Genomic DNA, 23,985 nt, shown 5'->3' on the forward strand with positions numbered 1-23,985 from the left:
GGTCAGTCGCAATTGTCGTACCCCGCCTCACGGCATTGGCGGCGGCGTTCCTTGTCCGCTTTCTTGCGATCGGCCCCTTCGCGCGCTTCCTGCTTGCGCATCTTACGGCCATAGTTGCGATCGGATTCGTCCTGGCTGGTCGTCGCCCAGTCCGCCGCCTGCGCGCCCGCGCGCACCGGCATGGTGGCAATGTCCAGCGCCGTCTTGGCAATGCAGCCGGGCAAAGCCAGCATCAGCACCGGCGCGGCCAGCATCATGATATACTTCATATTCAGTCCCCCGACTTGGTTCGTCGCTGCCATGCCATGGCGTACATGACTCGTCGATGAAGGACGACGGAAAAGACGACGAACCGTGGGGGTGGCGTCAGTTTTCGATGCGCGCGGCAAAGCCCTTGCGCAGCTTCGCCAGCTTGGGCGGAATCACGGCCATGCAATAGGGGTTGCTGGCCCCGACCCGGTCCCAATATTTCTGGTGATAATCCTCCGCCGGATACCAGATGTCGTCCGCTTCGATAGTCGTGACGATCGGGTCGGCATAGTCCGCCTGCGCCCGCACGATCGCGGCTTTGGCTTCGGTTTCCTGCTTGGCCGAATGGGGAAAGATAGCGGACCGATATTGGGTGCCGACATCATTGCCCTGACGATTGAGCGTGGTGGGATTATGCGTGGCGAAAAATATGTCGAGCAGGTCGGCATAGGAAATCACCGCCGGGTCGAAGGCGATACGGATCGCTTCGGCATGGCCGGTGCGGCCCGAACAGACCTGTTCATAGGTCGGATCGGCCACCGCACCGCCAATATAGCCGCTCGTCACGGCCTCCACGCCCTTCAAATTCTGGTACACCGCTTCGGTACACCAGAAACATCCGCCAGCCAGCGTTGCGACTTCCTGTGCCATCATCTGTCCTTATGCCTGATCGGCACCCCAGATAGGGACGATCAGGCCGCCGTTCCAGCCTCGCTTGCGACAAGGGCCGCCTTTGCGCGCTCCTCCGCCACCAATTCCTTGCGCGACAGCTTGCCGACGAGCGTCTTGGGCAGGTTCAGCCGCACCTCCACCGCCGATACCCGTTCATGCTTGCCCAGTTGCGGATTGGCCCATGCTTTCAGCGCCTCGCCATCCTCGTCAAAGCCTTCGTTCAGGGTCACGAACGCCTTGGGCTGTTCGCCACGATAATGGTCGGGGATGCCGATCACCAGCGCTTCCTTGACGGCGGGATGGTGGTAGAGGACGGCTTCGACCTGGCTGGGGAAGACCTTGTACCCGCCAACGGAGATCATGTCCTTGAGGCGGTCGACGATGCGGACATAGCCATCCTCGTCGATTTCGCCGACGTCGCCGGTGCGGATATAGTCGCCGATGAACACTTCGGCGTCGGCATCGGGCCGGTTCCAGTAACCCTTCATGATTTGCGGCCCGGCAAACAGCAATTCGCCCGGTTCGCCCGGCGGCGGGGGCTTGGTCGGGTCTTCGCGATCGACCAGTTTCACGCGCGTTCCCGGCACCGGCTGCCCCACCGTGCCTGTCTTGTTCAACCCTTCATAGGGATTGACGCAGACGATCGGGCTGGTTTCAGTGAGGCCATAGCCCTCGATCAGCTTGGCCCCCGTCGCTGCCTCGAACCGCTGGCGCAGTTCCAGCGCGAGGGGCGCACCGCCCGATATGCAGGCGCGCAGCGAAGAAAAGTCGATGTTGCGGATGGCCGGATGGTCCAGCAACGCCTGGAACATCGTCGGCACGCCGGGCAGCGAGGTCGCCTTGACTCGCTGCACCGCCGCCAGCACCTGCGCCGCGTCGAAACGCGGCAGCATCACCATCTCGCCGCCGTTCAGCACCGTGCGGTTCAGTGTGCAGGTATTGGCGAACACATGGAAGAAAGGCAGCACCGCGATGATGCGGTCCTCCTCGTTCGCATGAGGGTCGATCGCCTGCGCCTGCCGCGCATTGGCGGTCAGATTCTGGTGAGTGAGCATCGCGCCCTTGGGCGTGCCGGTGGTCCCGCCGGTATATTGCAGCAGGGCGATGTCCTGTTCCGGGTTGATCGTCGCGACTGCGCAGTCGCCCGCATTGGCGACCAGCCGGTCGTAACGCAGCACGCGCGGATCATGCGGCAGGGGAACGGACTCGCTCGCCTTGAACCAGCGGAACAGGAGCGATTTCACGGCGGGCAGCATTTCGGCCACTGACCCAACGACCAGCTTTTCCAGACTGCTATGGTCCAGCACCTGCAAGGCAGTGGGCAACAATGCCTTGGCCGACAGCGTGAACAGGATCTTGGTCCCGCTATCCTCGACCTGATGTTCCAGTTCGGCGGCGGTATAAAGGGGGGAGAAATTGACGACGATGGCACCAGCCATCAGCGCGCCATAATAGGCCGCGACATAATGCGGCGTGTTGGGCAGATAGAGGCCGACCCGGTCGCCCTTCTTCACCCCCATCCCCTGCAATCCGCAGGCGACCCGCCGGATTTGCCCGAACATTTCGCCATAGCTGAACCGACGGCCCATGAAATCTATCATGGGAGCGTCGGGATGCGCCATGGCGCTGTTGGTAACCATCTCCCCCATCGACAGAGGGGGGAATGTGCGGTCCCACACCGTAGGGTGCTGGTACTGCTCTCTCCAGATTTTTTCTATCTTCTCCATGGCCAAAGTCTATGGCGATCGGCTGCTTTACGCAAGCGTCAAGCACAGCAAAAAGGGCCGCGCCATTTGCCCGGCGCGGCCCTTGAAAATGCTGCATTGCGGCGAGCGATATATGTCGCCGCATGACGCTACGGCATCACACCGCGCCCTTGTTGTTGCTGAACGGATCGAGGATGGTGGCAACGCCGGAAATCAGTTCCGCTTCGCTCTTGAGCGCCGCTTCGGCACGACGAACATTGTCGTCACGCTCACGCCGCAACTCTTCGATCAGCGCCGCACGGTCGCCATCCAGACGCGAATCGGTTGGTGCTTCGATGCCCAGCTTCTTCGCAGTCTTGGCGACCAGCGCGTCCAGTTCGCGCTGCGAACACAGGCCCAGCGTCACCGGATCCTTGGGCGTGATGTTGGAAATATTCCAGTGGGTGCGGTCGCGGATCGCCGCGATGGTTGTGCGGGTGGTGCCGATCAGCTTGCCGATCGCGCCGTCCGACACTTCGGCATGGTTGCGCAGGATCCACGCGATGCCATCGGGCTTGTCCTGCCGCTTGCTGACCGGGGTGTAGCGCGGCCCTTTGGTGCGGCGGACCGGCTCTGGGCCTTTCAGCATCTTCAACCGATAGTCGGGATTATTCTCACCCTTGTGGATTTCTTCCATGGTGATTTCATGCGCGCGCACAGGATCGCGGCCGGTATATTTGGTGCTGGCAGTATCATCGGCAATCGCCTGCACTTCAAGGATATGCAGCCCGCAAAATTCCGCGATCTGGTCAAAGCTCAGCGCGGTTTGATCGACCAGCCAGCTGGCAGTCGCATGGGGCATGAGAGGCTGGGACACGGGAACTTCTCCGGCACTAAAAACGATAAGGGCCGCCCAAGCAGGGCGGCCGCGACCGGATATGGATAGTCCATCAAAGCCCGTGGGGCAAGGAAAAGCGTTCAGGCCGCGCGCGGCATCAATGTGGGCGATATGGCGTGCAGCCCGGTCAGGAACTCGTGCGCGCTGCGTTCCCAGCTGAACTCCCGGCCATAGGCGGCGCAATCGGCCCGGTTGCACATCAACGCCTGCGTGATCGCTTCGCCCAGATCATCGGCCAGCGCGCCGGTCTGTGGCGTGAGGATGTCCACCGGCCCGGTGACGGGATAGGCCGCGACCGGCGTGCCGCACGCCAATGCTTCGATCATCACCAGCCCGAACGTATCGGTGCGACTGGGAAACACGAACACGTCCGCCCCGGCATAGGCTCCCGCCAGATCGGTCCCGAACAACGGTCCCATGAAATGCGCCTGGGGGTAGCGCCGCGCCAGCGCCGCGCGGGCCGGTCCGTCGCCCACGACCACCTTGGTGCCGGGATGATCGGTCGCCAGAAAGGCTTCCAGATTTTTCTCCACCGCGACCCGCCCGACATAGAGCATGATCGGCCGGGGCAGGTCGGCAAACAGCGCAGGCACAGGCGCATCGGGCGAAAAAGCAGTCAGGTCCACCCCCCTGCCCCATGGCCGGACATTGTCCAGCCCATGCGCCCGCAACTGCGCCCGCACCGACCGGGTGGACACCAATACCGCGCGCGCCGCGCCATGGAACCAGCGAATATAATGCCACACCCATGCCGATGGCAGGCCAGTGCGCTGCGACACATAGTCGGGAAAATGCGTGTGATAGGCCGTCGTGAACGGCACCCCGCCCCGCAGGCACCATCGCCGCGCGGCCAGGCATAACGGCCCTTCGGTCGCCAGATGCACTGCGTCGGGCCGAAACTGCGCAATCGCCTGCCCCACGACGCCCGGACGCACCAGCGCCAGCCGGATTTCGGGATAGGTTGGACAGGGAATGGAGCCATAGAGGTCAGGTGAAATCACCCGCACCACATGCCCCATCGCCTCCAGTTCCACCCGGATCGTCTGCAACGTGCGCACCACGCCATTGACCTGCGGCGTCCAGGCATCGGTGACGATCATAATGCGCATCGGGCTACTCCGTCATCTCGCCCCCAACTTGAGTGTTTCCGCGCAGGCGGGAACCCGGTTCGGACGTTGAGGCTGGACTCCCGCCTTCGCGGGAGCGCAACTGCTTATAATCTCAAGCGGCCATCAACGCCTGCGCGTTCGGCGCGTCCCGCCTGGCGATCTCGTCGGCCCAATGCAGCACTTCCATCCGCCCGTCGTCATGCTCGACCAGCGCGGTGCAGCCTTCCACCCAATCGCCGTCATTATAATATTCGATGCCCTCGATCTCGCGCATCTCGGCATTGTGGATATGGCCGCACACCACGCCATCGACGCCGCGCGATCCCGCCTCATGCGCCACCACTTCCTCGAAGCGGGAGATGAAGGATACCGCGTTCTTGACCTTATGCTTGGCCATCTTGCTGAGCGACCAGTAGGGCAGCCCCATCCGCCGCCGCACCGCGTTGACGACCACGTTCAGCCGCATCAGCGTCGTGTAGGCCGCGTCGCCCACGAACGCCAGCCAGCGATGCGCCAGCATGATCGTGTCGAACTCGTCGCCATGCAGCACCAGCAGCTTACGCCCGTCAGCGGTCGTATGCATCGCCTTGCGCCGGATTTCGACGCCGCCAAAGCTCATGCCGGTGAACTGGCGGAACATTTCGTCATGATTGCCGGGAATATAGACGACCCGCGTGCCGCGCTTGGCCCGCTTCATCAACCGCCACACCACATCATTATGGCTGGCCGGCCAGTAGAAGCGCCGCTTCAACCGCCATCCGTCGATGATGTCGCCCACCAGATAGATGGTGTCGCTGTCCACATTGTCCAGAAAATCGATCAGCATCGCCGCATTGCAACCGCGCGTGCCAAGATGGATGTCCGAAATCCAGATGGTGCGATAGCGCCGCCGTTGCCCCTCCCGTTCAGGGATATGGAAACGATCCTCGTCGCCCTGTTCCATCTCACCCAAAAAGGGCAGGCGCGTGATGGCGTTCATATTGCGATCCCCACAGACAGATGTCCTTCGGGAACGAATCCTTAGCGCCGCAATGTTACAAAATGGCAGAGAATATGACGGAAATGCTACGGTTTCGGGGGTTTGGAAAAACTCCTGGCCTGAAAAACGAGCAGCACCAGCCTCAAACCACCAGCACAATCTTCCCGAAATGCGCACCCGCATCCATCCGCGCATGAGCCTTCGCCGCGTCCGCCAGCGCAAACCGCTGGTCCATCGCGGGCCGCAGCTTGCCCTCGTCCACGAACGACCACACCGTCCGCATCAATTCGTCCGCGACCAGACTCTTGAACCCGACCGACCGGCCGCGCAGCGTCGACCCAGTGATCGTCAGCCGCTTTTGCATGATCGCGGGAATGAACAGGCCCGTCTTCGCCCCGCCCAGCACGGCGATCGACACATGCCGCCCGTCCTCGCCCAGACACTCCAGATTGCGCGGCAGATAATCGCCGCCCACCATGTCCAACACCGCCTGGCAACCCGCGCCGCCAGTGATGCGCTTTACCTCGGCGACATAATCCTGCGTATTGTAATTGATCGCCTCGTCCGCGCCCCACGCCTTGGCCTGCGCGCATTTCTCGTCTGATCCGCAAGTGACGATGATCTTCACGTCGAACAGGTTGCACAGCCGGATCGCCATCGTGCCGATCCCGCTCGTTCCGCCATGGACCAGCACCGTGTCGCCACCCACAGCATAGGCGCGCTCGAACAGGTTGGTCCACACGGTGAACAATGTTTCCGGCAACGCCGCCGCTTCGACCAGGTCATAGCCCTGCGGCACCGGCAGGCACTGGCCCGCAGGCGCCACCGCATATTCCGCATAGCCCCCGCCCGGCAGCAGCGCGCACACCTGCTGCCCGATCAGCATGTCGGCCCCGCGCCCGGCGGCCACGATGGTCCCCGACACCTCCAGTCCCGGAATGTCCGAAGCGCCCGGTGGTGGCGGATATTTCCCCTGCCGTTGCAGCACGTCGGGCCGGTTGACGCCAGCGGCGGCGACCTTGATCAGCACCTCGTCCGCGCCCGGCGCCGGCACCGCGCGCCGCTCCGGCACCAGCGCGTCGGGACCGCCCGGCACGGGGATGGCAATTGCCATCATCTCGCCCGGCACGCAGTTGCCATCGGCCATCGTTGCTTCCCCCAAAAACGCCCATGCTGCACCGCACCGAAAATCGACGGGCGGATCGTGCGCCCTTATTGACAGAGTGGCCCGCAGGGTCAACATTACCGTTTATGGACAAGGATGACGATCTCCCCCGCCGGGCTGACGATCCACTGGCCCGGCTGCTCAGGCAGGATCTGGACCCCTTGTCCGTGACCGAACTGGAAGCGCGCATCTCTGCCCTGAAAGCGGAAATCGCGCGGACAGAAGCGAAAATGCAATACGCCGTTAACCATAAGGCAACAGCCGAGGCGTTATTCAAGCGATGAACCCGCGCCTTGCCCCACGCACCCTGCAAATGGGTTTTACCGGGCATGGTCAGTCTGGCAATTCCGCAGGGCGAGACGCATGTCTTGATCCGGCGTCGAGCAATGCCGACATAAGGTTCGATACCGCCCTCTCATCGGGCCAGGAGTAGAACAGACATGCCATCTTTCGCACCCGCTCTGGAAACCACGCTACACAATGCGCTGACCCATGCGTCGGAACGCAAACATGAATATGCCACGCTGGAGCATCTGCTGCTCGCGTTGATCGATGACGAACATGCGTCCAAAGTCATGCAGGCGTGCGGCGTGGAAATTGGCGAGCTGGGCGATGCCGTCACCCAATATCTCGACACCGAACTCGACAGCCTGAAAGTGGAAGGGTCCAGCGATCCGTCCCCCACCAGCGGTTTTCAGCGCGTGGTCCAGCGCGCCATCCTGCATGTGCAATCCTCCGGCAAGGATGAAGTGACCGGGGCCAACGTCCTCGTCGCGCTCTTTTCCGAACGCGAAAGCTACGCCGTCTATTTCCTGCAACAACAGGATATGAGCCGTCTCGATGCCGTCAGCTTCATCAGCCACGGTGTCGGCAAGGGTACGCCCGCACCCGAACGTCAGGAGACAAAGGGCGCCGTCGAGGAGGAGAAGAAGGTGCAGGACGGCAAGGCCAAGAAGGACAGCGCCCTCGATCAGTTCACCGTCAACCTCAATGAAAAGGCGGAACGGGGCAAGGTCGATCCGTTGATCGGGCGCGGGCCGGAAGTCGACCGCACGATCCAGATCCTGTGCCGCCGGTCGAAGAACAACCCGCTTTATGTCGGCGATCCGGGCGTGGGCAAGACCGCCATTGCGGAGGGTCTGGCGCGCAAGATCATCGAAGGCGAAGTGCCTGACGTGCTGAAAGAAGCCGTCATCTACTCGCTCGACATGGGCGCGCTGCTGGCCGGCACCCGCTATCGCGGCGATTTCGAGGAACGATTGAAGGCTGTCGTCACCGAACTGGAAAAGCTTCCCCATGCGGTGCTGTTCATCGACGAAATCCACACCGTCATTGGCGCTGGCGCGACATCGGGCGGCGCGATGGATGCGTCCAACCTGCTGAAACCCGCGCTGTCGGGCGGCACTATCCGCTGCATCGGCTCGACCACCTACAAGGAATTTCGCAATCATTTCGAAAAGGACCGCGCCCTGCTGCGCCGGTTCCAGAAGATCGACGTGAACGAACCCACGATCGAGGATACGATCAAGATCCTCACCGGCCTGCGCACCGCGTTCGAGGATCATCATCACGTCAAATATACGCCCGACGCGATCAAGGCGGCGGTGGAACTCTCCGCCCGCTACATCAGCGACCGCAAACTGCCGGACAAGGCGATCGACGTGATCGACGAAGTCGGCGCAATGCAGATGCTGGTCGTCCCGTCCAAGCGCAAGAAGGTGATCACGCCCAAGGAGATTGAACTGGTCATCGCGACCATGGCCCGCATCCCGCCCAAGACGGTATCGTCCGACGACAAGAGCGTGCTGGAATCGCTGACCACGGACTTGAAGCGCGTGGTGTTCGGTCAGGACAAGGCGATCGAGGTACTGTCCAGCGCGATCAAGCTGTCGCGTGCGGGCCTGCGTGATCCCGACAAGCCGATCGGCAATTATCTCTTCTCCGGTCCCACCGGCGTCGGTAAGACGGAAGTCGCGCGTCAGCTCGCAACCCTGCTCGGCATCCCGCTCCAGCGCTTTGATATGTCGGAATATATGGAACGACACTCGGTCAGCCGCCTGATCGGTGCGCCTCCGGGTTATGTCGGCTATGATCAGGGCGGCCTGCTGACCGATGCCGTCGACCAGCAACCACACAGCGTGCTGCTGCTCGACGAAATCGAAAAGGCGCACCCGGACCTGTTCAACATCCTGTTGCAGGTGATGGATAATGGCCGCCTGACCGACCATCACGGCAAGACCGTCGATTTCCGCAACACCATCCTCATCATGACCACCAATGCCGGTGCGTCGGACATGGCGAAGGAAAGCATCGGCTTTGGCGAACTGACTCGCGAGGATGTGCAGGAAGACGCGGTGAAGAAACTCTTCACCCCCGAATTCCGCAACCGCCTCGATGCGATCGTCCCGTTCGGCTATCTGCCGCCCGAAGTCGTCGCCCGCGTCATCGACAAATTCGTGCTGCAACTCGAACTGCAACTGGCCGACCGCGACGTCCACATCACCCTGGACGAAGAAGCCAAGACATGGCTCACCAAAAAGGGCTATGACAAACTCTACGGCGCGCGCCCGATGGGCCGCCTGATGCAGGAAAAGATCAAGCAGCCGCTGGCCGAGGAACTTCTGTTCGGCAAGCTAGTCCATGGCGGCGAAGTCCATGTCCACATGAAGGACGAAGCCCTCGCCTTCGAAATCACCCCCGCAGCCCCCAAAAAGGGCAAGAAGGGCGGCAAAGCCAAGGCATCGGCAGGCACGAAATAAGCCGCGCAGACACGCAAACGAAAAGGGCGGCCCGCAAAGGCCGCCCTTTTTTGTTGCGCGCCTGCCAGCACACCAACTCCGTTATTTCCGCAGGCGGATTTGCAGGCTTTAAAGGGTGGGCAGGCGACGGTCGGCAACTGCGCCTAATTTTGCAAAAATGGGAAACCCCTCTTAGCCGTCATGCCAGCGAAGGCTGGCATCTCAGGCGGAGGCGCGCGACTGTCAGACCTGAAGTGCTATTGGGCAAATTTCATCCCGCTATCGCCTGAGACCCCAGCCTTCGCTGGGGTGACGATATTAGTGAACGTCTGGTTCGGATAGAGTGGCATATACGCTGAATTGGACATATTAGTCGTCATCAGTCATCCCACCCTTGCAGGGTAGGTGGCTGGCCGCAGGCCGGACGTAGGGGTGTCACTCTCTCGATAGCTGGACACACCTCTACCACTTCCTGCCCTCCTCTCCTTTAAGGGGAGGATTACAAGTGCAGGATAGCAACCAAGACAACGCCGAGTTTCACGCATCACGCCCTGCAAATCCCTCTGGCCCCGCCCCCATATTTCCGCCACCCTCTCCCAAACCGCCTGCCAAGGAGAGCCATCATGCCCGAAACCCTCACCCTCTACACCAACCCCATGTCGCGCGGGCAGATCGCCCGCTGGATGCTGGAGGAAGTCGGCGCGCCTTACGACACCGTCATCCTCGATTATGCCGCCGACATGAAGGCGCCCGACTATCTCGCCATCAACCCGATGGGCAAAGTCCCCGCGATCGTCCACAACGGCACCATCATCACCGAATGCGCCGCCATCTGCGCCTATCTCGCCGACGCTTTCCCGGCCGCAAACCTCGCCCCGCCCTTGGCTGCACGCGGCCCCTATTATCGCTGGCTATTCTTCGCGGCCGGGCCGGTCGAAGCCGCCATCACCAACGCATCGCTCGGCTTCACTCTGCCCGAAGGGCGCGAGCGGATGGCGGGCTATGGCACGCTGGACGATACGCTCAACGCGCTCGAACAGGCCGTGTCCGGTGACACATGGATTTGCGGCGATCAATTCACCGCGGCCGACGTCTATGTCGGCGCACAGATCGACTGGGGTCTGGCGTTCGGCACCATGCCCGCCCGCCCCGCCTTTACCAGCTATGCCGACCGCCTGCGCGCCCGCCCCGCCTATCTGCGGCAAAAGGAAATCGACAACGCCCTGATCGCCGCCGCCCAAACCCCGGCCTGATCCCCCGGCCTGATCCCCCGGCCTGACCCAACGAAAAGGCCCGGTGAATCGCTCCACCGGGCCTTTCATATTCTTGCGTTCCACAACCGGTCAGTCGCGATTGCCGCCCATGAAGCGCAGCAGGAACAGGAACATATTGATGAAGTCGAGATAGAGGTTCAACGCCCCCATCACTACCGACTTGCTCATCATGTCCGTGCCAGCGACATGCGCATAGATGCTCTTGATCTTCTGCGTATCATACGCCGTCAAGCCCGCGAACAGCAGCACACCAACGCCGCTGATCACCAGGTCCATCACGCTGGACTTGAGGAAGATGTTGATCAGGCTGGCCACCAGCAAACCGATCACGCCCATGATCAGGAAGGTGCCGAAACCCGACAGATCCTTCTTCGTGGTATAGCCAAACAGGCTCAACCCCACGAACGCGGCAGATGTCGCAAAGAAAGTCTGCGCGATCGATGTGCCGGTATAGACCAGGAAGATCGACGACAGCGACAGCCCCATCACCGCCGCATAGGCCCAGAACAGCCCCTGCGCGGCCGCCGTCGACAGCCGGTTGATGCCGAAACTCAGCACCATCACGAACACCAAAGGCGCGAACATGATGACATATTTCAGGATGCCGGGGCCGCCCAGCACCTGCGCGGCCATGCCACTCGACGCGAACAGCAGCGCGACGATACCCGTCAGCAGCACGCCACTCGCCATATAATTATAGACCGACAGCATATAGCGGCGCAGCCCGGCGTCGAACGCCTCGCCGCGCGCAGCGGTCGTGGCACCGCCAAAGCCCGCAATGTCGGAACGGGGGTCGGACCAGTTGGCCATCAGAAACGTCTCCTTCACCGGACATGATCGCCGGTAGCGCCAATATCGGCCTATCCGCGTTCAAATTCAAGCACTGGCTTCACATCATAGCGCATCTATAATCGCGGCCATGCACCGCCTGTTCGTCGCCATCCGTCCTCCCGCCATCCAGCGCGCCTGGCTCCGCACGCATATGACCGGCGTCACCGCCGCGCGCTGGCAGGATGACGATCAATTGCACATCACACTGCGCTTCATCGGCGAAGTCGATGGTCCGTGTGCGCAGGATATTGCCGACATGCTGCGCAATATTCGCTTCCCACCGCTGGAGCTGACGTTTCAGGGGGTCGGCCAGTTCGACCGGAAAGGCATAGTGGACACGCTATGGGCGGGCGTAACCCCGCGCGAACCGCTGACGCATCTGCATCGCAAGGTCGATCGCGCCTGCGTCACCCTTGGCCTGCCGCCGGAACGGCGCGCTTATGTTCCTCACATCACGCTGGCCCGCTTCGGTCGCCACGGCGGCCTGGTCGAACCCTTTCTCGCCCGGCACACCAGCCTGAACGGCGCGCCATTCCGCATCGACAGCCTCGGTCTGTTCGAAAGCGTGATCGGCCATGCAGGCGCGGCCTATCACCTGATCGAACGCTACACCGCCAACGCCTGATCCGCCGGGGGAGGGCGACCACCATAGTCGCCCTCCCCCGCATCGCCATTTATTTGGTGGCCAGCACCCCGCAGGCTACCCGTCCACCCGCGTTCCCGGCCGGATCGGTGCGATTATCATCGGCTTGCGCATGAATGACGACCGCAGCACCATCGGCGTCCAGCAAGGGCGTCGCCCCTTCGCTGATCATGCCCGCGGCGATATGATATTCGATTTCGCCCGACCCATCCGGTCCCGCCAGCATATTGGGCATATCCCCCATATGCTGGCCCGCCGGATTATCCTTGCCATGCTTGCGCGCGGTCGGGTTCCAATGACCGCCTGCGCTGGTGAAATCAGGTCCGGTGCAGACGCCCGTCATGTGGATATGGACTGCGTGCGTGCCGGGCGTCAGGCCCATCGCCTTGACCACGACATGCAGGCCGTCGCCGCTCTGCGTAACCACGGCTTCCCCGCGTGCAGCGTCATCGCCTGCCATCAATTTGGCCTTTGCGGTCGGGGCCGCGACGGCGCCGGTTCCGCTGCTGGTCGCGCAGCCCGTCAACAACATGGCAAGCGGCACGGCGGCAAAAAGGGGATAGAATTTCATGGAATGGCTCCCGCAGGATGATGATCTTGCGCGAACGCGCAGAAGCCCCTTTTGTTGCCGATCAGGAATGATTTGTCACGCCCCGGCAACGGGCAAACGCACAGAAAAAGACCGCCCGGCACGCGAGCGCCTACAGCCCGAAATTCAGCAGATGCCAGCGCCTTAGTGCGCCCGGCAAACCATATCCGACGACCGCAAATGCTCGCTCCATCGCCAGGACAGACGCAAAACCTTGCCTCAACGGAAAAAGGGGCCGGTCTTTCGACCAGCCCCTCTTCCATTCGCTTGTCCCAAAGGAAAGGCGAGTGACTTACATGCCCGAACCCGGACCGTAGGTGATTTCCACGCGACGGTTCTGCAGTTCGCGAACGCCGTCGGCGGTTTCGACGCGGGGGTTCGTTTCACCGAACGCCTGGGTCGTCATCACGCCGTCAGGGATACCCTTCGACGCCATATAGGCCTTCACGCCATCGGCGCGACGCTGCGACAGACCGACGTTGTACGAAGCCGAACCCGACTTGTCCGCATAACCTGCCAGCATGACCTGGGCGCTACCGCAGTTGCTGTAGGCCGAAACCGCGTTGTCCAGAATGGTGGCAGCGTCAGGCGTAACGTCCGACTTGTCCCATTCGAAGAACACGATGTACGGGCCAGGCGAACACTCTGCAACCGGCGGCGGAGGCGGCGGGGGCGGAGGCGGCGGAGGCGGCGGGGGTGGCGGCGGGGGCGGCGGAGGAGCCGCTGGTTCGCCGAAGTTGTACGTCAGGCCCAGCAGAACGCTGTGCGTGCGCAGCTTGGTTTCGGCAGTCGAACCGGCAACGCCATAAGGGCTGGTATAGGCCGGGATCAGCTTGATATCGTCCTGGTTAAAGAAGCGATATTTCAGCGACACATCGACATTGCTGGTCACGGGGTAACGCACGCCGGCCAGAGCCTGCCAAGCGAAGCCCGTGTCGCTGTCGTTCAGAATGTTCGAAGCAACCTTGGCGCGCGAGACGCCAACGCCGCCGCCAACGAAGCCCTGAAGGCCATCATCGGGACCGAAGTCAAGCAAGCCGTTCAACATGAACGACAGAGCCGAAGACGCACCACCGAGGCCGCCGCGGGTCGCGCCGGTCTTGGCAAGGTCGATTTCCGCGCGCTTGTATGCGGCTTCAGCTTCCAGACGGAAACCGCCGAAATCATAGCCGATATTCGCGTCGAAATCATAACCCTTATGGTAATCGAGCGTCGGAACGGCGGCACCGCCCGACGGACGAGCCGAGAAGGCAATGTTCTGGTCTTCGACCAGCAGCACGCCGGCGTCGACGCCAACATACCAGCTATCATCACGCGCAAAGGCCGGAGTGGCCAGGGCCGTGGTCGCAAGCGCAGCCGCGAGGGCAAGCTTCCGCATCTGAATTCCCCTTTCAAAAGTGTCACGAAGGACTGCTGAAACCCTGTATTCGCAAGAAGGTTTCATAGCAAGTCCACAATTAGTGAAACCGTTGCAAAAATAACGCAGTAGTCGAGTCAGCAACCACTACGAGGCTACAGGTGCAGCCATGCGTCGCACTAGCGCAGCCTCGTATTAAGAAAAAGGAAATTCAGCACTTCAAACCTCTATTAATCCGTGGCTGTGCAACGCGGCCACAATTGCGGCAATTGCCGTGCGCGATTCCGCATCGATGGTCGCCCCGCCTGCTGGCAAAGGCACCGCTCCCTGTCGCTCACGCACAACTCTTTTCCCGTCCACGAACAGCCCCTCTGCGCGCACCGCCTCGTCCTGCCACGCGCTGCCATCATGGCGCAGCGCATGGCCCCGGTCCGCCACCGCGATCGAAAGCCCGGCACGCGGCGCTATGAATCGCCACCCGCCTTCGGTCCAGCAGGCCAGCGCACCGGCCTGTCCCGCCCATGCCCCGCTCGCCCCGGTCGCCACGATCCAGCACTGACCGATCGCGGGCGACGCAGGCGGCATCGCCGCATCGGCGCTTTCAACCCGCCCGTGCAGCAGGGCGTCGATCCGCACCAGCGCCTCATTATGGAAATATTCTTTCTGCGCCTGCCCCGCGACCAGCAGCGGCAGGGTCCATCGCGGCGTTTGTTCCATCGTCATATCCCGTCTCTCCTTTTGACGCGGTGCGTCACATCCCCACGGCAATCACGCCGGCCCGGCCGACCGCAAAAGCCCCCACCTGCCGCACCTCGACAGCCAGCATCCGCCCGGCCACGCCATCGGCGGCGATCATCCCCGCGTCATAGGTCCAGCCAGGCGTCACGGCCTCTGCGCTGCGCACCACGACATCGCCGTCCAGCACCCGCAACACATAGCGCTCGCTTTCCTCGGCCAGCGGCACATCGCCGCCATTGCTCCATCGCCATCCGCTGCGGCTGCGGCGGGTCCAGCCGATCGCCCATCCCCCACTGCCATCACCCCGCGCGCTCAGATGCACCGGCGACGGCGGCACCAGCGCCTCACCGCGCACCGTCATCGCCACCTCGACCGGCTCGACATCGCCCAGCCCGATTGCGGCCAACCGCACGCTCGCGCCCACTTCCGCCACGCCGCCCATCGCCGCCACCGGCTCGACCAGCCGCGCTTCCTCGATCAGCAGGAACGGCGCGCCTGCCTCATGCCCGGCCATCGCCCATTCCGTCCCATACAGCCCCCGGCGCAACTGGGTCAGCCGATAGCTGGCGTCCCCCGTACGCACCGCCGCCCCGAACTGGATCAATTCGCCCCCCACCAGGGACAGGTTCCGCCCCTGACCCAGCGCCGCCTCATCCGCCCCGCTCAACGCCATGTCCGCCGCCAGCACCGTAACCAGCAACGCATTGCGCCCGTCGATCAGGGTCGCGCTGCCCGGCAATAGAGGCGCATCCACAACCCCCATCACCGCGCGCGGCGCACTCCGCCCGATCGGCGTCGCGTCGCCGCCCTCGCCCATGATGAACAGCGTCGCGCTGCGCCATCCTTCGCCCCCACTTGCTGCCGCCACGATCATCGGCGCGCTCGCCACGCCGTCCTTCAATCGCGGCAGGTCCGCCAGCATCAGGTGCGTGACGCCATGGGGCGCATCCACCTGCCGCACGATCACGCCGGACGACGCCCCACCCGGCATCGTCCCGCCCGCGCCTGGCACCCGGCGCAGCGACAGCCGCACCGCCATCGCTTCCCATTCCCGCTCCTCGATCCGCCACAGCCCCGGCGCATCATCGACCCGCACCACAGCGCCCGGCTCCAGCATCAGCGCGCTCCAGCCACAGCGCAGCGTCATCGTAGCCCGCCCGGTCCACGCCGCCGCCAGCCGATCGCGCGCCAATCCCCGCGCCGCATCCGCCCCAATCACGGCGGGCATCTCCAGCTCCTGTTCGGCCCGGCCCGGTCCCGGTCGGCTCACTCGCTGCACCCCTGCCTGATAATCGCGCGCCGCATCATAATGACGCACCGACAACGCCACCGGCACGCCATCGGCTGCCCCGCCCGACCGCTCGACCGGATCGACCACCCGCCCGTTCACCCGCGCCGCCAGCATCCCGACGCCAACCTCGCCCCCGGCGACACCCATGGCGCTCAGCCTCAACCCGTCCGCTCCATCGCTCAGCGCCAGCCCCTGCGCATCGACCAGTGGCCCAATTCCCTCACGCACATCCGCCCCGCTCGCGGCATAGCCATCGACCACGCCCAGATCCGCGCCGCCGATCCGCCCGCCGCTCAGGTCCGCTACAATGTCCGCTATGCCCACCGCCCCGTCATCGGCCACCACCTCGAACGTCAGCGACGGGATCCGGTTGCCATAATCGGCCAGCGCCAGATCCTCGAACACCACATAGGCCAAGCCCCGGTGCGCGGGCGTCTGCGCCTCTCCCTGCGCCGCCGCGATCAGCGGATCGACCGCCTGTCCCTCGCCACCGGAATAAACGCGAAACCCGCTCAGCTCGGTCTTGAAGTCCCCCGCCACCCCGCGCAGCAAATTGCCGTCCGCCCATATCCGCCCGATCGACCCAATCGCCCGCGCCGACAAAGCCACCGCGAAACTGGCCGAATAGCTGAAACTGGTCACGCTCCCGCGCCCCTTGCCCCCGCTGCTTTTCACGCTCGTCTCGCGCAGGTCGGTGGCCCAGATCACTGTTCCGGCCACCCGCATCGTCCCGAAAATCCTGGGCAATTGCGTGCCATAACTTGACGTCTGCACCTGCAATTCGGTCAGCCTCGGTCCCGTCCGCCCCTTGGGCCGGAACAGCACCTCCCGGTCGACCATATTGCCGATCGGCCCGCCAATCGCCGTCCCCACCGCCGTCAGCACCACCGTCGCCATGATAGTCTCCTCATATCTGCTGCCGCACCGGCCCTCACCCCCACCCGACCACCCACAGAGTGTATCCTGAATGGGAGGTCGGGTGGGGGTGAGGGCCGGTGCGGATGCGCCAGAGGCGCATTTCAAAACGCCCCCTTATAACCGCCAGCACCCAATCACCGGCCAGGGCGATGGTCCCGGCATGGCGACCACCCGCCGCAATCCGGCATGGGCATGGACGAACCCGCCCGGTACATGGATCATCAGATGCAACTGCATCGGCCCCGCCCGCACCAGAGCGACATCGCCCGGCTGCATGTCATCCACCTGCCGCAACCCCGCCGCCGCCAGCCAATGCGCTGCCCGCCCCGCATCCCCCATCCGCAAACCATAAGTGTCGGGCGCATCCCTCCGCCCCAGCGCCAGCATCGCCAGCCCCACACAATCCACGCCCAGCCTTGCGCACCGGCCATGCAGGCGGAACGGCACGCCGACCAAAGCCCGCGCCCGCTCCACCACCCCATCAACGCCACTCATGCCCCCGGATATCGCGTCAGCAGGTCCATCCCCGGCAGATAAGGCTCCCCCCGAAAATTCACCACATTGCCGAACCGCCCGGCGCAGGTCGCCACCTGCCGGTCGCACCCCTCCGTCAGCATCGCCAGCGTCCCCGCCCCAACCGCAAAGGCAGGCGGATCGGCCAGCGTCACGCTTGCCGCATCATTATCCACCACCGCCTGCATCAATCCCGCATTGGCCCCGCCCATCCAGCGCAACGTCCCGAACGCATAAGCCCCCGGCTCCAGCCCCGCGACGCCCACCGCCGCATCCTCCACCACGCCGACCGTCACCACCCGCCGCCGCCCCGCCATGTCCACCCGGCACGCCCGATCGCCCAGCGCCGCGCGGCAATCGGGCGACATTGCAGGCGCAACCGCCGCCCCCAGCACCGCCGCCGCGCCGATCAACTCCGCACTGAACGCCTGCCCCTTGCGCGCCACTGCCCCCATCTCGCCCCGTGCCAGCAGCAGCCACAGCGCGCCCGGTTCCTCCCATTGCGTCAGCCGCACCTCCAGCGCCGCTCCGTCCCAGCGCCCCGCCATCAGGTCCGCCTCGCTGATAGCCTCGCTGCTCAGCGCCCCCGCCAGGTCGCTATCCTCGCCATCCAGCCCCATCCCGCTGCGAATCGCAGACGGCACCATCCCCGCCGCAGCGCGATAACGCAGCCCGCCGATGGTCAGGTCGCGATCATGGCTCGTCAGGCCAATCGTCACTCCGTCCCGCCGCGCGATCCGCCAGCAAAAGGCCAGCGTGTTGACCGGCTCGCCCAGCCTCTCGACAACACTCATTCGCGTATCTCCACCAGCGGCACCGACGGCGCTTCCCCCGCCGCAAAAGTCGCCCGGTTGATGTCCAGCCGATCCTCGGCAAAGCGCACCGGCACGTCGAAACGGAACCCGGCAGTCAACACCACACCCACGCCCGGCGCGTCGTCAAAAGCAATCACGCCCAGCCCTTCATGGCTCCATCCCCCGGTCATCTCGACGCCATCGGCCGCGACCCGGATGCTGACGGCCACGGGCCGCGTGATGATCCGCCCCTGCGCCTCCTCACCCGCACCATAATGGCGCATCAACGCAAAGCGGGATCGCACCCCGTCCCCCACGCCCAGCCGCTGGTCCAGCGGACCCGGCGCATCGCCCGGCGCGCAACTGCGATCGTCATAGGGATCGGTAAAACGAAATCCCCGCGCCGCCCCCCGCCGCGCCCGGAAAAAGTCGATCAGCACCGCAATGTCCGCGTCCGACCGCACCCCCGGCCCGGCATCGAAAGACAGCCGCGCATCCGCCCAGTCGCTGCTGCGCTGCTCATGCCCAGACGGGCTTTCCACGATCTGCGTCGAAAAGGCCGGCGACAGGCTCGCCTCCCGCCCCACGCCCAAAGGAAAGATAACATCATCAAAGGCTTGCATCGCATCCTCTCCATCCATCCTGAACGCGACAAAGCCATCGCGGCACACTTGCGGCAACGCCCATACGAATGTCGCTGCCGTCCCCCGCGCGACCGAAGCCCGCGCCGCCGCTGCGATCTCGCACCATTGCGCCGACTGCTCCGGCAACAGCACGAACCCCGCCAGATAATGCTGCTCGTACACCGGATAGCCCAGCCGCGCCGTCGCCATCTCCACGCCCCGCGCGGTCAGCCCCGGTCGCCCCTCCGTCACCCAGTCATAATCTTCCAGTTGCAGCACATCGAACGCAGGCGCGGCCCAGCCCACCGGCATGTTCGCCCGCTTCGCGTCGGGCGCGCGCGGGTCCAGGATCGTGGGCAGATAGGCCAGCAAATGCGTCACTGCTTCGGGAGCCACCGCCTTGACCGCCGCACAAAGCCCCGCCGTGGACGCCGCCAGCATCGCCCCCGCCTGATCCAGCAGCGCACATTGCCCCGCGTCCAGCACGCCCCACACCGAAGGCACCGACACCGGACTTCCGCCAAAGGCCGCCCGCGCCGCATCGTCATACAGGCATATCCGCCCGTCGCCCGGCATCACCCACCACCATGGCTCACCGACCTGAAACAATATCGGCAAATCCGCCGCCAACCCAATGGAAACAAACGCCCCTGCCACCGCGTGCAGATATGCCATCGCCCCGCCATGCGCAGGCGACAGCAAAGTCGATGGCGGCACCCATCCGGTCAGCGCCGGGTCGCCATTTTCCGCCCGCTGCTTCCAGTCGTTCCAGCAATGCGCATCGAACAATTCATAGGATAGCGACCAGATCACCCCCAGCCCCATCGCCCCGGCCCGCCGCGCGAAATCGCCATGCCACGCCGCGCAAGGGACATTCAGCACCCCGCCCGCCAGGCTGACGAACAGCCCATCGCCGACCCGCTCCAGCCGGAAATAATGGCTCATCCCCACATAATGGTTGATCGCCCCGCGATAACCCAGCGCATGGATCGCGCCGACCACCCGCTCCGGCGTCTGGTTGAAACAATCGTCATAGCCCGTCGCCATCGACAGCCCATGTTCGGGCAACACGACATCGCCCACCGCCAGCACGGACCCCGCCCCGTCGCACCGCATGGCGCTCAGTTCCGCCCAGCCCTCCTGCGCTTCTGCAAAGGGCGTATCTCCCTCATCATAGCCAGGCGGCACCAGCGAAATGAACATCCGGTCAATGTCGCCCGCCCACACCGGATCGGCATCCTCCGGCAGATCATAGCCGCCCACCATAGCGGAAAAATCGAGCGTGATTTCCGCATCTTCCGGCACACCGCTCGCATAGTTCCACAACCGTACATACCAGGCGCGCGGCTCACCCTCCGCATCGCGCCCCTCGATCGTCAGCGTCGGCCCATGCGTCTCGTCCAGCCTCCGCACGCCCCCGCTGCGCCACCGGAACCGCAACACACAATCGCGAAAATCGCGCGCCGTCTCATAAGCCAACAGAGGGTGGCTCCATTTATCCTCCGCTTCCCAGATCAGCCCAGCCAGATCGCCAGACCCGTAAAACACCGCATCCATCCGCACAGCGTCGGGCGCGGTCGTGACGACGCTCGCCATCATCGGGCGCGGGAAATTCACGGTCCAGTGCGTCGGCGCAAAGCGCTTCATCCACCGCGCCTCCTGCCCCTGCCGCGCATCCGCCAGCCAATAATCGATGCCTCTCATCCGTTCAGCGCTCCCTGGACCGCCCGCGCCACCTGCCGCGCGCTGCGCGCCAGCAATCGCGGCTCGCTATCCTGTCCACGCCCGTTCACCGCGATGCTCACCCGCACGTCCCGCGCGCCGCCGCTGCCCCCGATGCCACCATTGGCCATCACCTGTCCGCTGCTGGTCGGGACGAACATTTCCGGTCCCCGCTCACCCACCATATAGGCGCGCCCCGGCGCCACCGGCCCGCCCGTCGCCCGCCCCGGCAGGCCCAGCGCAGACGTCAGCACCGACGCGCCCAGGCTCACCAGCCCGCCACTCCCGCCCGCACCCCCGATCGCCGACCGCAAAGCGCCCGCCGCAATCTCGTCTAGCGCGGACAGTGCAATCCGCCGCAAATCCTCGAACCCGAACTTGCCGGTCCGCACCGCGCGCAACAGCCCCTGCTCGATGCGCTGCCCGGCCCGCTCAGCCCCCGCCGCCAGCGGCCCCTCTATCCCCGCCCGCATCGTCTCCACCTCGCGCGCCAACCCCTGCGTATCGGCCCGCACCCGCACCACCAGCGTCTCGACTTCCTCGTCCATCCCACCCTCCGAGCTATAAAAGCCCCTCCCCTTCAGGGGAGGGGTTGGGGTGGGGGCTATCCCCACGCACGACGTCCGGCATCACCCCCATCAACCGCGCCAACTCACCCCCATCGACGCCCACGTCCGGCGCTTCCTCCCCCCGCGCCGCCCGCAGCACCGCCGCCAGCTCCACCGGCGTCGCGCGCCAGAACTCGTCGGGCCGCCACCCCAGCAGCCACCCGGCCATCCCCGCCAGCCGCGCCGCCACGTCCGCGAACCGCGTCATTTTCCCGCCAATATCTGGTGCAATATCGCGCGCAGCACCGGCGTCAGCTTCGCCAGCCCCAGCGCCAGCATCGCCTCGCCCAGCGCCTCGCGCGTCAACGCCTCCCGATCGACCAGGCAATGCCAGAACAGCGCCGCCAGATCGCCCAGCGACAGCTTTCCGTCCGCTGCCCGCTCGACCAGATCGAACAGCGGCCCGACCTCCTGCTCGGCCGCCACCAGCGCCGCGAAGCTCGGCCGCAGCGTCATGACGTCACCGCCAATCTCGATTCCCGTTTCCCCGCGCACCGGGTTAGCGACGCTGCTCATTCGCTCACCACCGCGCCGGAACTTTCCAGGCTCAGCGCATAATTGCGCTCGCCATTATAGTCCCCGGCATAGTCCAGTCGCGTCACCAGAAAGCGCCCGCGCATCCGCTCGCCGCTCTCGAAACTCAGCTCATAATCCTCGATCGTCCCGGCCAGCGCATGGTTGCGTATCCGCACCTCCGCCGCCGATCCGGTGAACAGCCCGGCCGCCGACACGCTGACCGACCGCACCCCCGCCCCCGACAGCAATTCGCGCCATCCGCCCGAATCCTTGGACGTGATGTTCACCGCCTCGCCATTCACGGACAATTGCGTGGTGCGCATCCCCGCGACCGTCGCATATGTTGCGGGCATGTTGCCATTTCCCACTTTCAACAGAAACGCACTTCCTTTTTCGACGCCCATGGCGCATCCTTTCATCAGCTAAAGCGTGCAAAACGCAGGTTAAGGAGAGTCCCGATGTTACTGACCGTTTCCCTCGCGATGATGCTGGCCGCATCGCCCGCCGCCGATCCTGTCGGCGCGGGGCGCAAGGCTTATTCCCAATGCCTCGCCAGCCAGATCCAGCCGTCGCTCGAAAAGAAGCTGACGCTGGGCGATTTCCAGTCATCCATGAAAAAAGCGTGCGCCGACAAGGAAGTCCCCTTCCACGCCGCCATCGTCGCCGCCGACAAGGCCGACGGCATGTCCGAAAAAGCCGCGCAGGCCGACGCCGACGATCAGATCAGCGAATATGTCGACAAGATCACCAGCGAATATGAGGATTACAACAAACCCGGTTGACCCACGGCCCTGCTCTCCCCCCTTTGGGGGGAGATACGAAGACTTGGCAGCGTGCTGCCTAGTCGCAGTTGAGAGGGGGCAGCGACCCATCGCAGTCGCTACCCCTCCCAAACCCCGCGCAACCGATAATCCGCCACAGCCTGCCACCCGCTGCCCGGCTGACGGCTCACCCGCGCCACCCGTGAGCGCACCAGCCGCGCGGTGACGATCCGCCACCCCGCGCGCACCGGCACGGCGCCCAGCACCGCGTCGACCCGCGCCATCATCTCGGCCAGCCGCTCCGGCGTCTCGCCGCTATCGATCAGCGCAATGTTCAGCCGCACTTCGCGCGCCGTCACATCCTTCCCGCCCCAGTCCGCGCCGATACATTCGCCGACCACCACATGGGGCGCACTCGCCCGCGCCGGCTCCCCGTCGAACAGCGCATTCACTTGCGCCATCAAAGCCGCATCGTCCCGCAAGGCGGCCAGCACCGCCGCGCGCATGATCACTTCCGCGCTCATCGCCGTCCCCTCCCTGCCTCGCGCAGCGCCAGATCACGCCACCACCGCGCCATGATCCCCCGGCCGGACGCTCGCACCGCATCCCCCTCGACCACGGCCTCGACGCCAAGCTCGGCGAACGCCGCCACCACCGCCGCCCGCCTGCGCGCCACCCGCCGCGCCAGCATCGCCTCCAGCGCCGCCCTCATGCCAGCCGCATCCGCCGCCAGGGCCGCCACAATGCACTCACCACAGCAGGCGGCGCGGCACTCTCATCGCCCCGCGCGACGAAATGCTCGGCGGCCAGCCGCACGATCCCCTGCCGCAACGCTGCGGGCAGCCCATCCATGTCCGCAGCCATCCCCGCCTGATATCGCACCGCCAGCACCCCCCGCTCATCCGCACGGGCCGACCGCACCCACCCGTCGCCATTGGCATCGATGTCGATCGCATACGCCCCGACAGGCAGCGCCACTGCGCTCCCGTCGGCCTCCACGGCCTCGACCGCTTCGATTCCCACGACAGGCCGCGCCGACAGCCTCTGCCACGCCCCACCTAACGCAACCGTCTCGCGCGCGTCCCGCACGATCAGCCATTGCCCGACAAAGCGCTCGCACAGCGCCGCCGCGCTGCGCAGCAACCCGGTCAGCACGCCATCCTCATCGGCCCGGTCGATCCGCAGATAGGCCTTCAACTCCTCCAGCGACGCGGCCATCGCCCCGCTTTGCGTCTCCGTCAGCATCGCTTACTCCTCCGCGCCCGCCGCCCAACAAAAGGGGGGACGCCCAGCGGACGCCCCCCTTCCCTCA

27 protein-coding genes are annotated in these 23,985 nt (G+C 64.7%); 5 read left to right on the forward strand and 22 right to left on the reverse strand.

The features are described from left to right. Positions 1-2 precede the first annotated feature (2 nt). The 7 genes from SPBM01_RS06870 to SPBM01_RS06900 all read right to left on the reverse strand — a co-directional run bounded on the left by SPBM01_RS06870 (position 3) and on the right by SPBM01_RS06900 (position 6,739). A complete protein-coding gene (locus tag SPBM01_RS06870; protein WP_188064599.1) occupies positions 3-269 on the reverse strand; it encodes a hypothetical protein in 267 nt (88 codons plus the stop codon). A gap of 97 nt (positions 270-366) precedes the next feature. Beyond that, a complete protein-coding gene (gene msrA, locus SPBM01_RS06875) occupies positions 367-900 on the reverse strand; it encodes a peptide-methionine (S)-S-oxide reductase MsrA (protein ID WP_188065595.1) in 534 nt (177 codons plus the stop codon). A gap of 41 nt (positions 901-941) precedes the next feature. Next, entirely contained in the window at positions 942-2,648 is a 1,707-nt protein-coding gene (locus tag SPBM01_RS06880) for a long-chain-fatty-acid--CoA ligase (protein ID WP_188064600.1), read from the reverse strand. 136 nt (positions 2,649-2,784) lie between these two features. After that, positions 2,785-3,468: a DUF1013 domain-containing protein gene (locus SPBM01_RS06885; protein WP_188065596.1), complete on the reverse strand. Its 684-nt coding sequence runs from the start codon at positions 3,466-3,468 to the stop codon at positions 2,785-2,787. Between the two features lie 116 nt (positions 3,469-3,584). Next, positions 3,585-4,613, reverse strand: coding sequence for a glycosyltransferase family 4 protein (locus SPBM01_RS06890; RefSeq protein ID WP_188064601.1), 1,029 nt, complete (start codon positions 4,611-4,613; stop codon positions 3,585-3,587). Positions 4,614-4,725: 112 nt separating this feature from the next. Continuing rightward, positions 4,726-5,592 carry a UDP-2,3-diacylglucosamine diphosphatase gene (locus tag SPBM01_RS06895; protein WP_188064602.1) on the reverse strand — a complete coding sequence of 289 codons (867 nt, stop codon included), beginning with the start codon at positions 5,590-5,592 and terminating at the stop codon, positions 4,726-4,728. A gap of 142 nt (positions 5,593-5,734) precedes the next feature. Beyond that, positions 5,735-6,739: an NAD(P)H-quinone oxidoreductase gene (locus tag SPBM01_RS06900; protein WP_188064603.1), complete on the reverse strand. Its 1,005-nt coding sequence runs from the start codon at positions 6,737-6,739 to the stop codon at positions 5,735-5,737. A gap of 104 nt (positions 6,740-6,843) precedes the next feature. On the opposite strand from SPBM01_RS06900, the gene SPBM01_RS06905 reads away from it, so the two are divergent. From SPBM01_RS06905 to SPBM01_RS06915, 3 genes are all read left to right on the forward strand, one after another. Continuing rightward, positions 6,844-7,041 carry a DUF1192 domain-containing protein gene (locus SPBM01_RS06905; RefSeq protein ID WP_188065597.1) on the forward strand — a complete coding sequence of 66 codons (198 nt, stop codon included), beginning with the start codon at positions 6,844-6,846 and terminating at the stop codon, positions 7,039-7,041. A 156-nt stretch (positions 7,042-7,197) separates the two neighbouring features. Further along, a complete protein-coding gene (clpA, locus tag SPBM01_RS06910; protein WP_188064604.1) occupies positions 7,198-9,516 on the forward strand; it encodes an ATP-dependent Clp protease ATP-binding subunit ClpA in 2,319 nt (772 codons plus the stop codon). Between the two features lie 602 nt (positions 9,517-10,118). Then, complete coding sequence (locus SPBM01_RS06915) at positions 10,119-10,748, forward strand: glutathione S-transferase family protein (protein WP_188064605.1); 630 nt, start codon at positions 10,119-10,121, stop codon at positions 10,746-10,748. Positions 10,749-10,838: 90 nt separating this feature from the next. Here the strand turns inward: SPBM01_RS06915 and SPBM01_RS06920 are convergent, their stop codons facing one another. Continuing rightward, a complete protein-coding gene (locus tag SPBM01_RS06920) occupies positions 10,839-11,579 on the reverse strand; it encodes a Bax inhibitor-1 family protein (RefSeq protein ID WP_188064606.1) in 741 nt (246 codons plus the stop codon). 109 nt (positions 11,580-11,688) lie between these two features. On the opposite strand from SPBM01_RS06920, the gene thpR reads away from it, so the two are divergent. Next, positions 11,689-12,225, forward strand: a complete 537-nt coding sequence (thpR, locus tag SPBM01_RS06925) for an RNA 2',3'-cyclic phosphodiesterase (protein WP_188064607.1) — start codon at positions 11,689-11,691, stop codon at positions 12,223-12,225. Positions 12,226-12,274: 49 nt separating this feature from the next. On the opposite strand, the gene SPBM01_RS06930 is transcribed toward thpR, so the two are convergent. From SPBM01_RS06930 to SPBM01_RS06980, 11 genes are all read right to left on the reverse strand, one after another. Next, the gene (locus SPBM01_RS06930; RefSeq protein WP_188064608.1) at positions 12,275-12,814 is read right to left on the reverse strand and encodes a superoxide dismutase family protein; all 540 of its coding nucleotides are present in this window, start codon (positions 12,812-12,814) and stop codon (positions 12,275-12,277) included. A gap of 310 nt (positions 12,815-13,124) precedes the next feature. Continuing rightward, positions 13,125-14,210, reverse strand: coding sequence for an OmpA family protein (locus SPBM01_RS06935; protein ID WP_188065598.1), 1,086 nt, complete (start codon positions 14,208-14,210; stop codon positions 13,125-13,127). Between the two features lie 198 nt (positions 14,211-14,408). Continuing rightward, a complete protein-coding gene (locus SPBM01_RS06940; RefSeq protein ID WP_188064609.1) occupies positions 14,409-14,912 on the reverse strand; it encodes a DUF2793 domain-containing protein in 504 nt (167 codons plus the stop codon). A gap of 28 nt (positions 14,913-14,940) precedes the next feature. Further along, positions 14,941-17,115: a phage tail protein gene (locus tag SPBM01_RS06945; RefSeq protein WP_188064610.1), complete on the reverse strand. Its 2,175-nt coding sequence runs from the start codon at positions 17,113-17,115 to the stop codon at positions 14,941-14,943. Between the two features lie 135 nt (positions 17,116-17,250). Continuing rightward, the gene (locus SPBM01_RS06950) at positions 17,251-17,631 is read right to left on the reverse strand and encodes a C40 family peptidase (protein WP_188064611.1); all 381 of its coding nucleotides are present in this window, start codon (positions 17,629-17,631) and stop codon (positions 17,251-17,253) included. Then, complete coding sequence (locus SPBM01_RS06955; protein ID WP_188064612.1) at positions 17,628-18,443, reverse strand: DUF2163 domain-containing protein; 816 nt, start codon at positions 18,441-18,443, stop codon at positions 17,628-17,630. The genes SPBM01_RS06950 and SPBM01_RS06955 overlap by 4 nt, the downstream gene beginning before the upstream one ends. After that, the gene (locus SPBM01_RS06960; RefSeq protein WP_188064613.1) at positions 18,440-20,770 is read right to left on the reverse strand and encodes a DUF2460 domain-containing protein; all 2,331 of its coding nucleotides are present in this window, start codon (positions 20,768-20,770) and stop codon (positions 18,440-18,442) included. Before SPBM01_RS06960 ends, SPBM01_RS06955 begins: the two co-directional genes overlap by 4 nt. Beyond that, positions 20,767-21,336, reverse strand: coding sequence for a tail tape measure protein (locus SPBM01_RS06965; RefSeq protein ID WP_188064614.1), 570 nt, complete (start codon positions 21,334-21,336; stop codon positions 20,767-20,769). The genes SPBM01_RS06960 and SPBM01_RS06965 overlap by 4 nt, the downstream gene beginning before the upstream one ends. A gap of 13 nt (positions 21,337-21,349) precedes the next feature. Next, positions 21,350-21,604, reverse strand: a complete 255-nt coding sequence (locus SPBM01_RS06970) for a phage tail assembly chaperone (RefSeq protein ID WP_188064615.1) — start codon at positions 21,602-21,604, stop codon at positions 21,350-21,352. Continuing rightward, positions 21,601-21,912 carry a gene transfer agent family protein gene (locus SPBM01_RS06975; RefSeq protein ID WP_188064616.1) on the reverse strand — a complete coding sequence of 104 codons (312 nt, stop codon included), beginning with the start codon at positions 21,910-21,912 and terminating at the stop codon, positions 21,601-21,603. The genes SPBM01_RS06970 and SPBM01_RS06975 overlap by 4 nt, the downstream gene beginning before the upstream one ends. Then, positions 21,909-22,316, reverse strand: coding sequence for a phage major tail protein, TP901-1 family (locus tag SPBM01_RS06980; protein WP_188064617.1), 408 nt, complete (start codon positions 22,314-22,316; stop codon positions 21,909-21,911). Before SPBM01_RS06980 ends, SPBM01_RS06975 begins: the two co-directional genes overlap by 4 nt. A 54-nt stretch (positions 22,317-22,370) precedes the next feature. Between SPBM01_RS06980 and SPBM01_RS06985 the strand changes: the two genes are divergently transcribed. Next, the gene (locus tag SPBM01_RS06985; RefSeq protein ID WP_188064618.1) at positions 22,371-22,694 is read left to right on the forward strand and encodes a hypothetical protein; all 324 of its coding nucleotides are present in this window, start codon (positions 22,371-22,373) and stop codon (positions 22,692-22,694) included. A 98-nt stretch (positions 22,695-22,792) separates the two neighbouring features. Here the strand turns inward: SPBM01_RS06985 and SPBM01_RS06990 are convergent, their stop codons facing one another. Genes SPBM01_RS06990 through SPBM01_RS07000 form a run of 3 tightly spaced genes read right to left on the reverse strand, consistent with a single transcriptional unit; the run spans position 22,793 to position 23,918 of the window. Continuing rightward, positions 22,793-23,197 carry a DUF3168 domain-containing protein gene (locus SPBM01_RS06990; protein ID WP_188064619.1) on the reverse strand — a complete coding sequence of 135 codons (405 nt, stop codon included), beginning with the start codon at positions 23,195-23,197 and terminating at the stop codon, positions 22,793-22,795. Next, the gene (locus SPBM01_RS06995; protein ID WP_188064620.1) at positions 23,194-23,385 is read right to left on the reverse strand and encodes a hypothetical protein; all 192 of its coding nucleotides are present in this window, start codon (positions 23,383-23,385) and stop codon (positions 23,194-23,196) included. The genes SPBM01_RS06990 and SPBM01_RS06995 overlap by 4 nt, the downstream gene beginning before the upstream one ends. After that, positions 23,382-23,918 (reverse strand): head-tail connector protein, encoded by a 537-nt coding sequence (locus SPBM01_RS07000; RefSeq protein WP_188064621.1) that lies wholly within the window; start codon positions 23,916-23,918, stop codon positions 23,382-23,384. The genes SPBM01_RS06995 and SPBM01_RS07000 overlap by 4 nt, the downstream gene beginning before the upstream one ends. Between the last annotated feature and the right edge of the window lie 67 nt (positions 23,919-23,985).

It is taken from the genome of Sphingobium sp. KCTC 72723 (genome assembly GCF_014280435.1).
In the GTDB taxonomy this organism is placed as follows: Bacteria; Pseudomonadota; Alphaproteobacteria; order Sphingomonadales; family Sphingomonadaceae; genus Sphingobium.

What these genes read in the sequence shown, in the direction of transcription:
- clpA (WP_188064604.1), top strand. Translation starts at nt 7,198, where the DNA reads ATGCCATCTTTCGCACCCGCTCTGGAAACCACGCTACACAATGCGCTG.
- SPBM01_RS06995 (WP_188064620.1), bottom strand. Translation starts at nt 23,385, where the DNA reads ATGAGGGCGGCGCTGGAGGCGATGCTGGCGCGGCGGGTGGCGCGCAGG.
- SPBM01_RS07000 (WP_188064621.1), bottom strand. Translation starts at nt 23,918, where the DNA reads ATGCTGACGGAGACGCAAAGCGGGGCGATGGCCGCGTCGCTGGAGGAG.
- SPBM01_RS06880 (WP_188064600.1), bottom strand. Translation starts at nt 2,648, where the DNA reads ATGGAGAAGATAGAAAAAATCTGGAGAGAGCAGTACCAGCACCCTACG.
- SPBM01_RS06900 (WP_188064603.1), bottom strand. Translation starts at nt 6,739, where the DNA reads ATGGCCGATGGCAACTGCGTGCCGGGCGAGATGATGGCAATTGCCATC.
- thpR (WP_188064607.1), top strand. Translation starts at nt 11,689, where the DNA reads ATGCACCGCCTGTTCGTCGCCATCCGTCCTCCCGCCATCCAGCGCGCC.
- SPBM01_RS06885 (WP_188065596.1), bottom strand. Translation starts at nt 3,468, where the DNA reads ATGCCCCATGCGACTGCCAGCTGGCTGGTCGATCAAACCGCGCTGAGC.
- SPBM01_RS06950 (WP_188064611.1), bottom strand. Translation starts at nt 17,631, where the DNA reads ATGAGTGGCGTTGATGGGGTGGTGGAGCGGGCGCGGGCTTTGGTCGGC.
- SPBM01_RS06960 (WP_188064613.1), bottom strand. Translation starts at nt 20,770, where the DNA reads ATGAGAGGCATCGATTATTGGCTGGCGGATGCGCGGCAGGGGCAGGAG.
- SPBM01_RS06905 (WP_188065597.1), top strand. Translation starts at nt 6,844, where the DNA reads ATGGACAAGGATGACGATCTCCCCCGCCGGGCTGACGATCCACTGGCC.
- SPBM01_RS06945 (WP_188064610.1), bottom strand. Translation starts at nt 17,115, where the DNA reads ATGGCGACGGTGGTGCTGACGGCGGTGGGGACGGCGATTGGCGGGCCG.
- SPBM01_RS06895 (WP_188064602.1), bottom strand. Translation starts at nt 5,592, where the DNA reads ATGAACGCCATCACGCGCCTGCCCTTTTTGGGTGAGATGGAACAGGGC.
- SPBM01_RS06965 (WP_188064614.1), bottom strand. Translation starts at nt 21,336, where the DNA reads ATGGACGAGGAAGTCGAGACGCTGGTGGTGCGGGTGCGGGCCGATACG.
- SPBM01_RS06975 (WP_188064616.1), bottom strand. Translation starts at nt 21,912, where the DNA reads ATGAGCAGCGTCGCTAACCCGGTGCGCGGGGAAACGGGAATCGAGATT.
- SPBM01_RS06990 (WP_188064619.1), bottom strand. Translation starts at nt 23,197, where the DNA reads ATGAGCGCGGAAGTGATCATGCGCGCGGCGGTGCTGGCCGCCTTGCGG.
- SPBM01_RS06935 (WP_188065598.1), bottom strand. Translation starts at nt 14,210, where the DNA reads ATGCGGAAGCTTGCCCTCGCGGCTGCGCTTGCGACCACGGCCCTGGCC.
- SPBM01_RS06890 (WP_188064601.1), bottom strand. Translation starts at nt 4,613, where the DNA reads ATGCGCATTATGATCGTCACCGATGCCTGGACGCCGCAGGTCAATGGC.
- SPBM01_RS06870 (WP_188064599.1), bottom strand. Translation starts at nt 269, where the DNA reads ATGAAGTATATCATGATGCTGGCCGCGCCGGTGCTGATGCTGGCTTTG.
- SPBM01_RS06915 (WP_188064605.1), top strand. Translation starts at nt 10,119, where the DNA reads ATGCCCGAAACCCTCACCCTCTACACCAACCCCATGTCGCGCGGGCAG.
- msrA (WP_188065595.1), bottom strand. Translation starts at nt 900, where the DNA reads ATGGCACAGGAAGTCGCAACGCTGGCTGGCGGATGTTTCTGGTGTACC.
- SPBM01_RS06955 (WP_188064612.1), bottom strand. Translation starts at nt 18,443, where the DNA reads ATGAGTGTTGTCGAGAGGCTGGGCGAGCCGGTCAACACGCTGGCCTTT.
- SPBM01_RS06985 (WP_188064618.1), top strand. Translation starts at nt 22,371, where the DNA reads ATGTTACTGACCGTTTCCCTCGCGATGATGCTGGCCGCATCGCCCGCC.
- SPBM01_RS06930 (WP_188064608.1), bottom strand. Translation starts at nt 12,814, where the DNA reads ATGAAATTCTATCCCCTTTTTGCCGCCGTGCCGCTTGCCATGTTGTTG.
- SPBM01_RS06920 (WP_188064606.1), bottom strand. Translation starts at nt 11,579, where the DNA reads ATGGCCAACTGGTCCGACCCCCGTTCCGACATTGCGGGCTTTGGCGGT.
- SPBM01_RS06940 (WP_188064609.1), bottom strand. Translation starts at nt 14,912, where the DNA reads ATGACGATGGAACAAACGCCGCGATGGACCCTGCCGCTGCTGGTCGCG.
- SPBM01_RS06970 (WP_188064615.1), bottom strand. Translation starts at nt 21,604, where the DNA reads ATGACGCGGTTCGCGGACGTGGCGGCGCGGCTGGCGGGGATGGCCGGG.
- SPBM01_RS06980 (WP_188064617.1), bottom strand. Translation starts at nt 22,316, where the DNA reads ATGGGCGTCGAAAAAGGAAGTGCGTTTCTGTTGAAAGTGGGAAATGGC.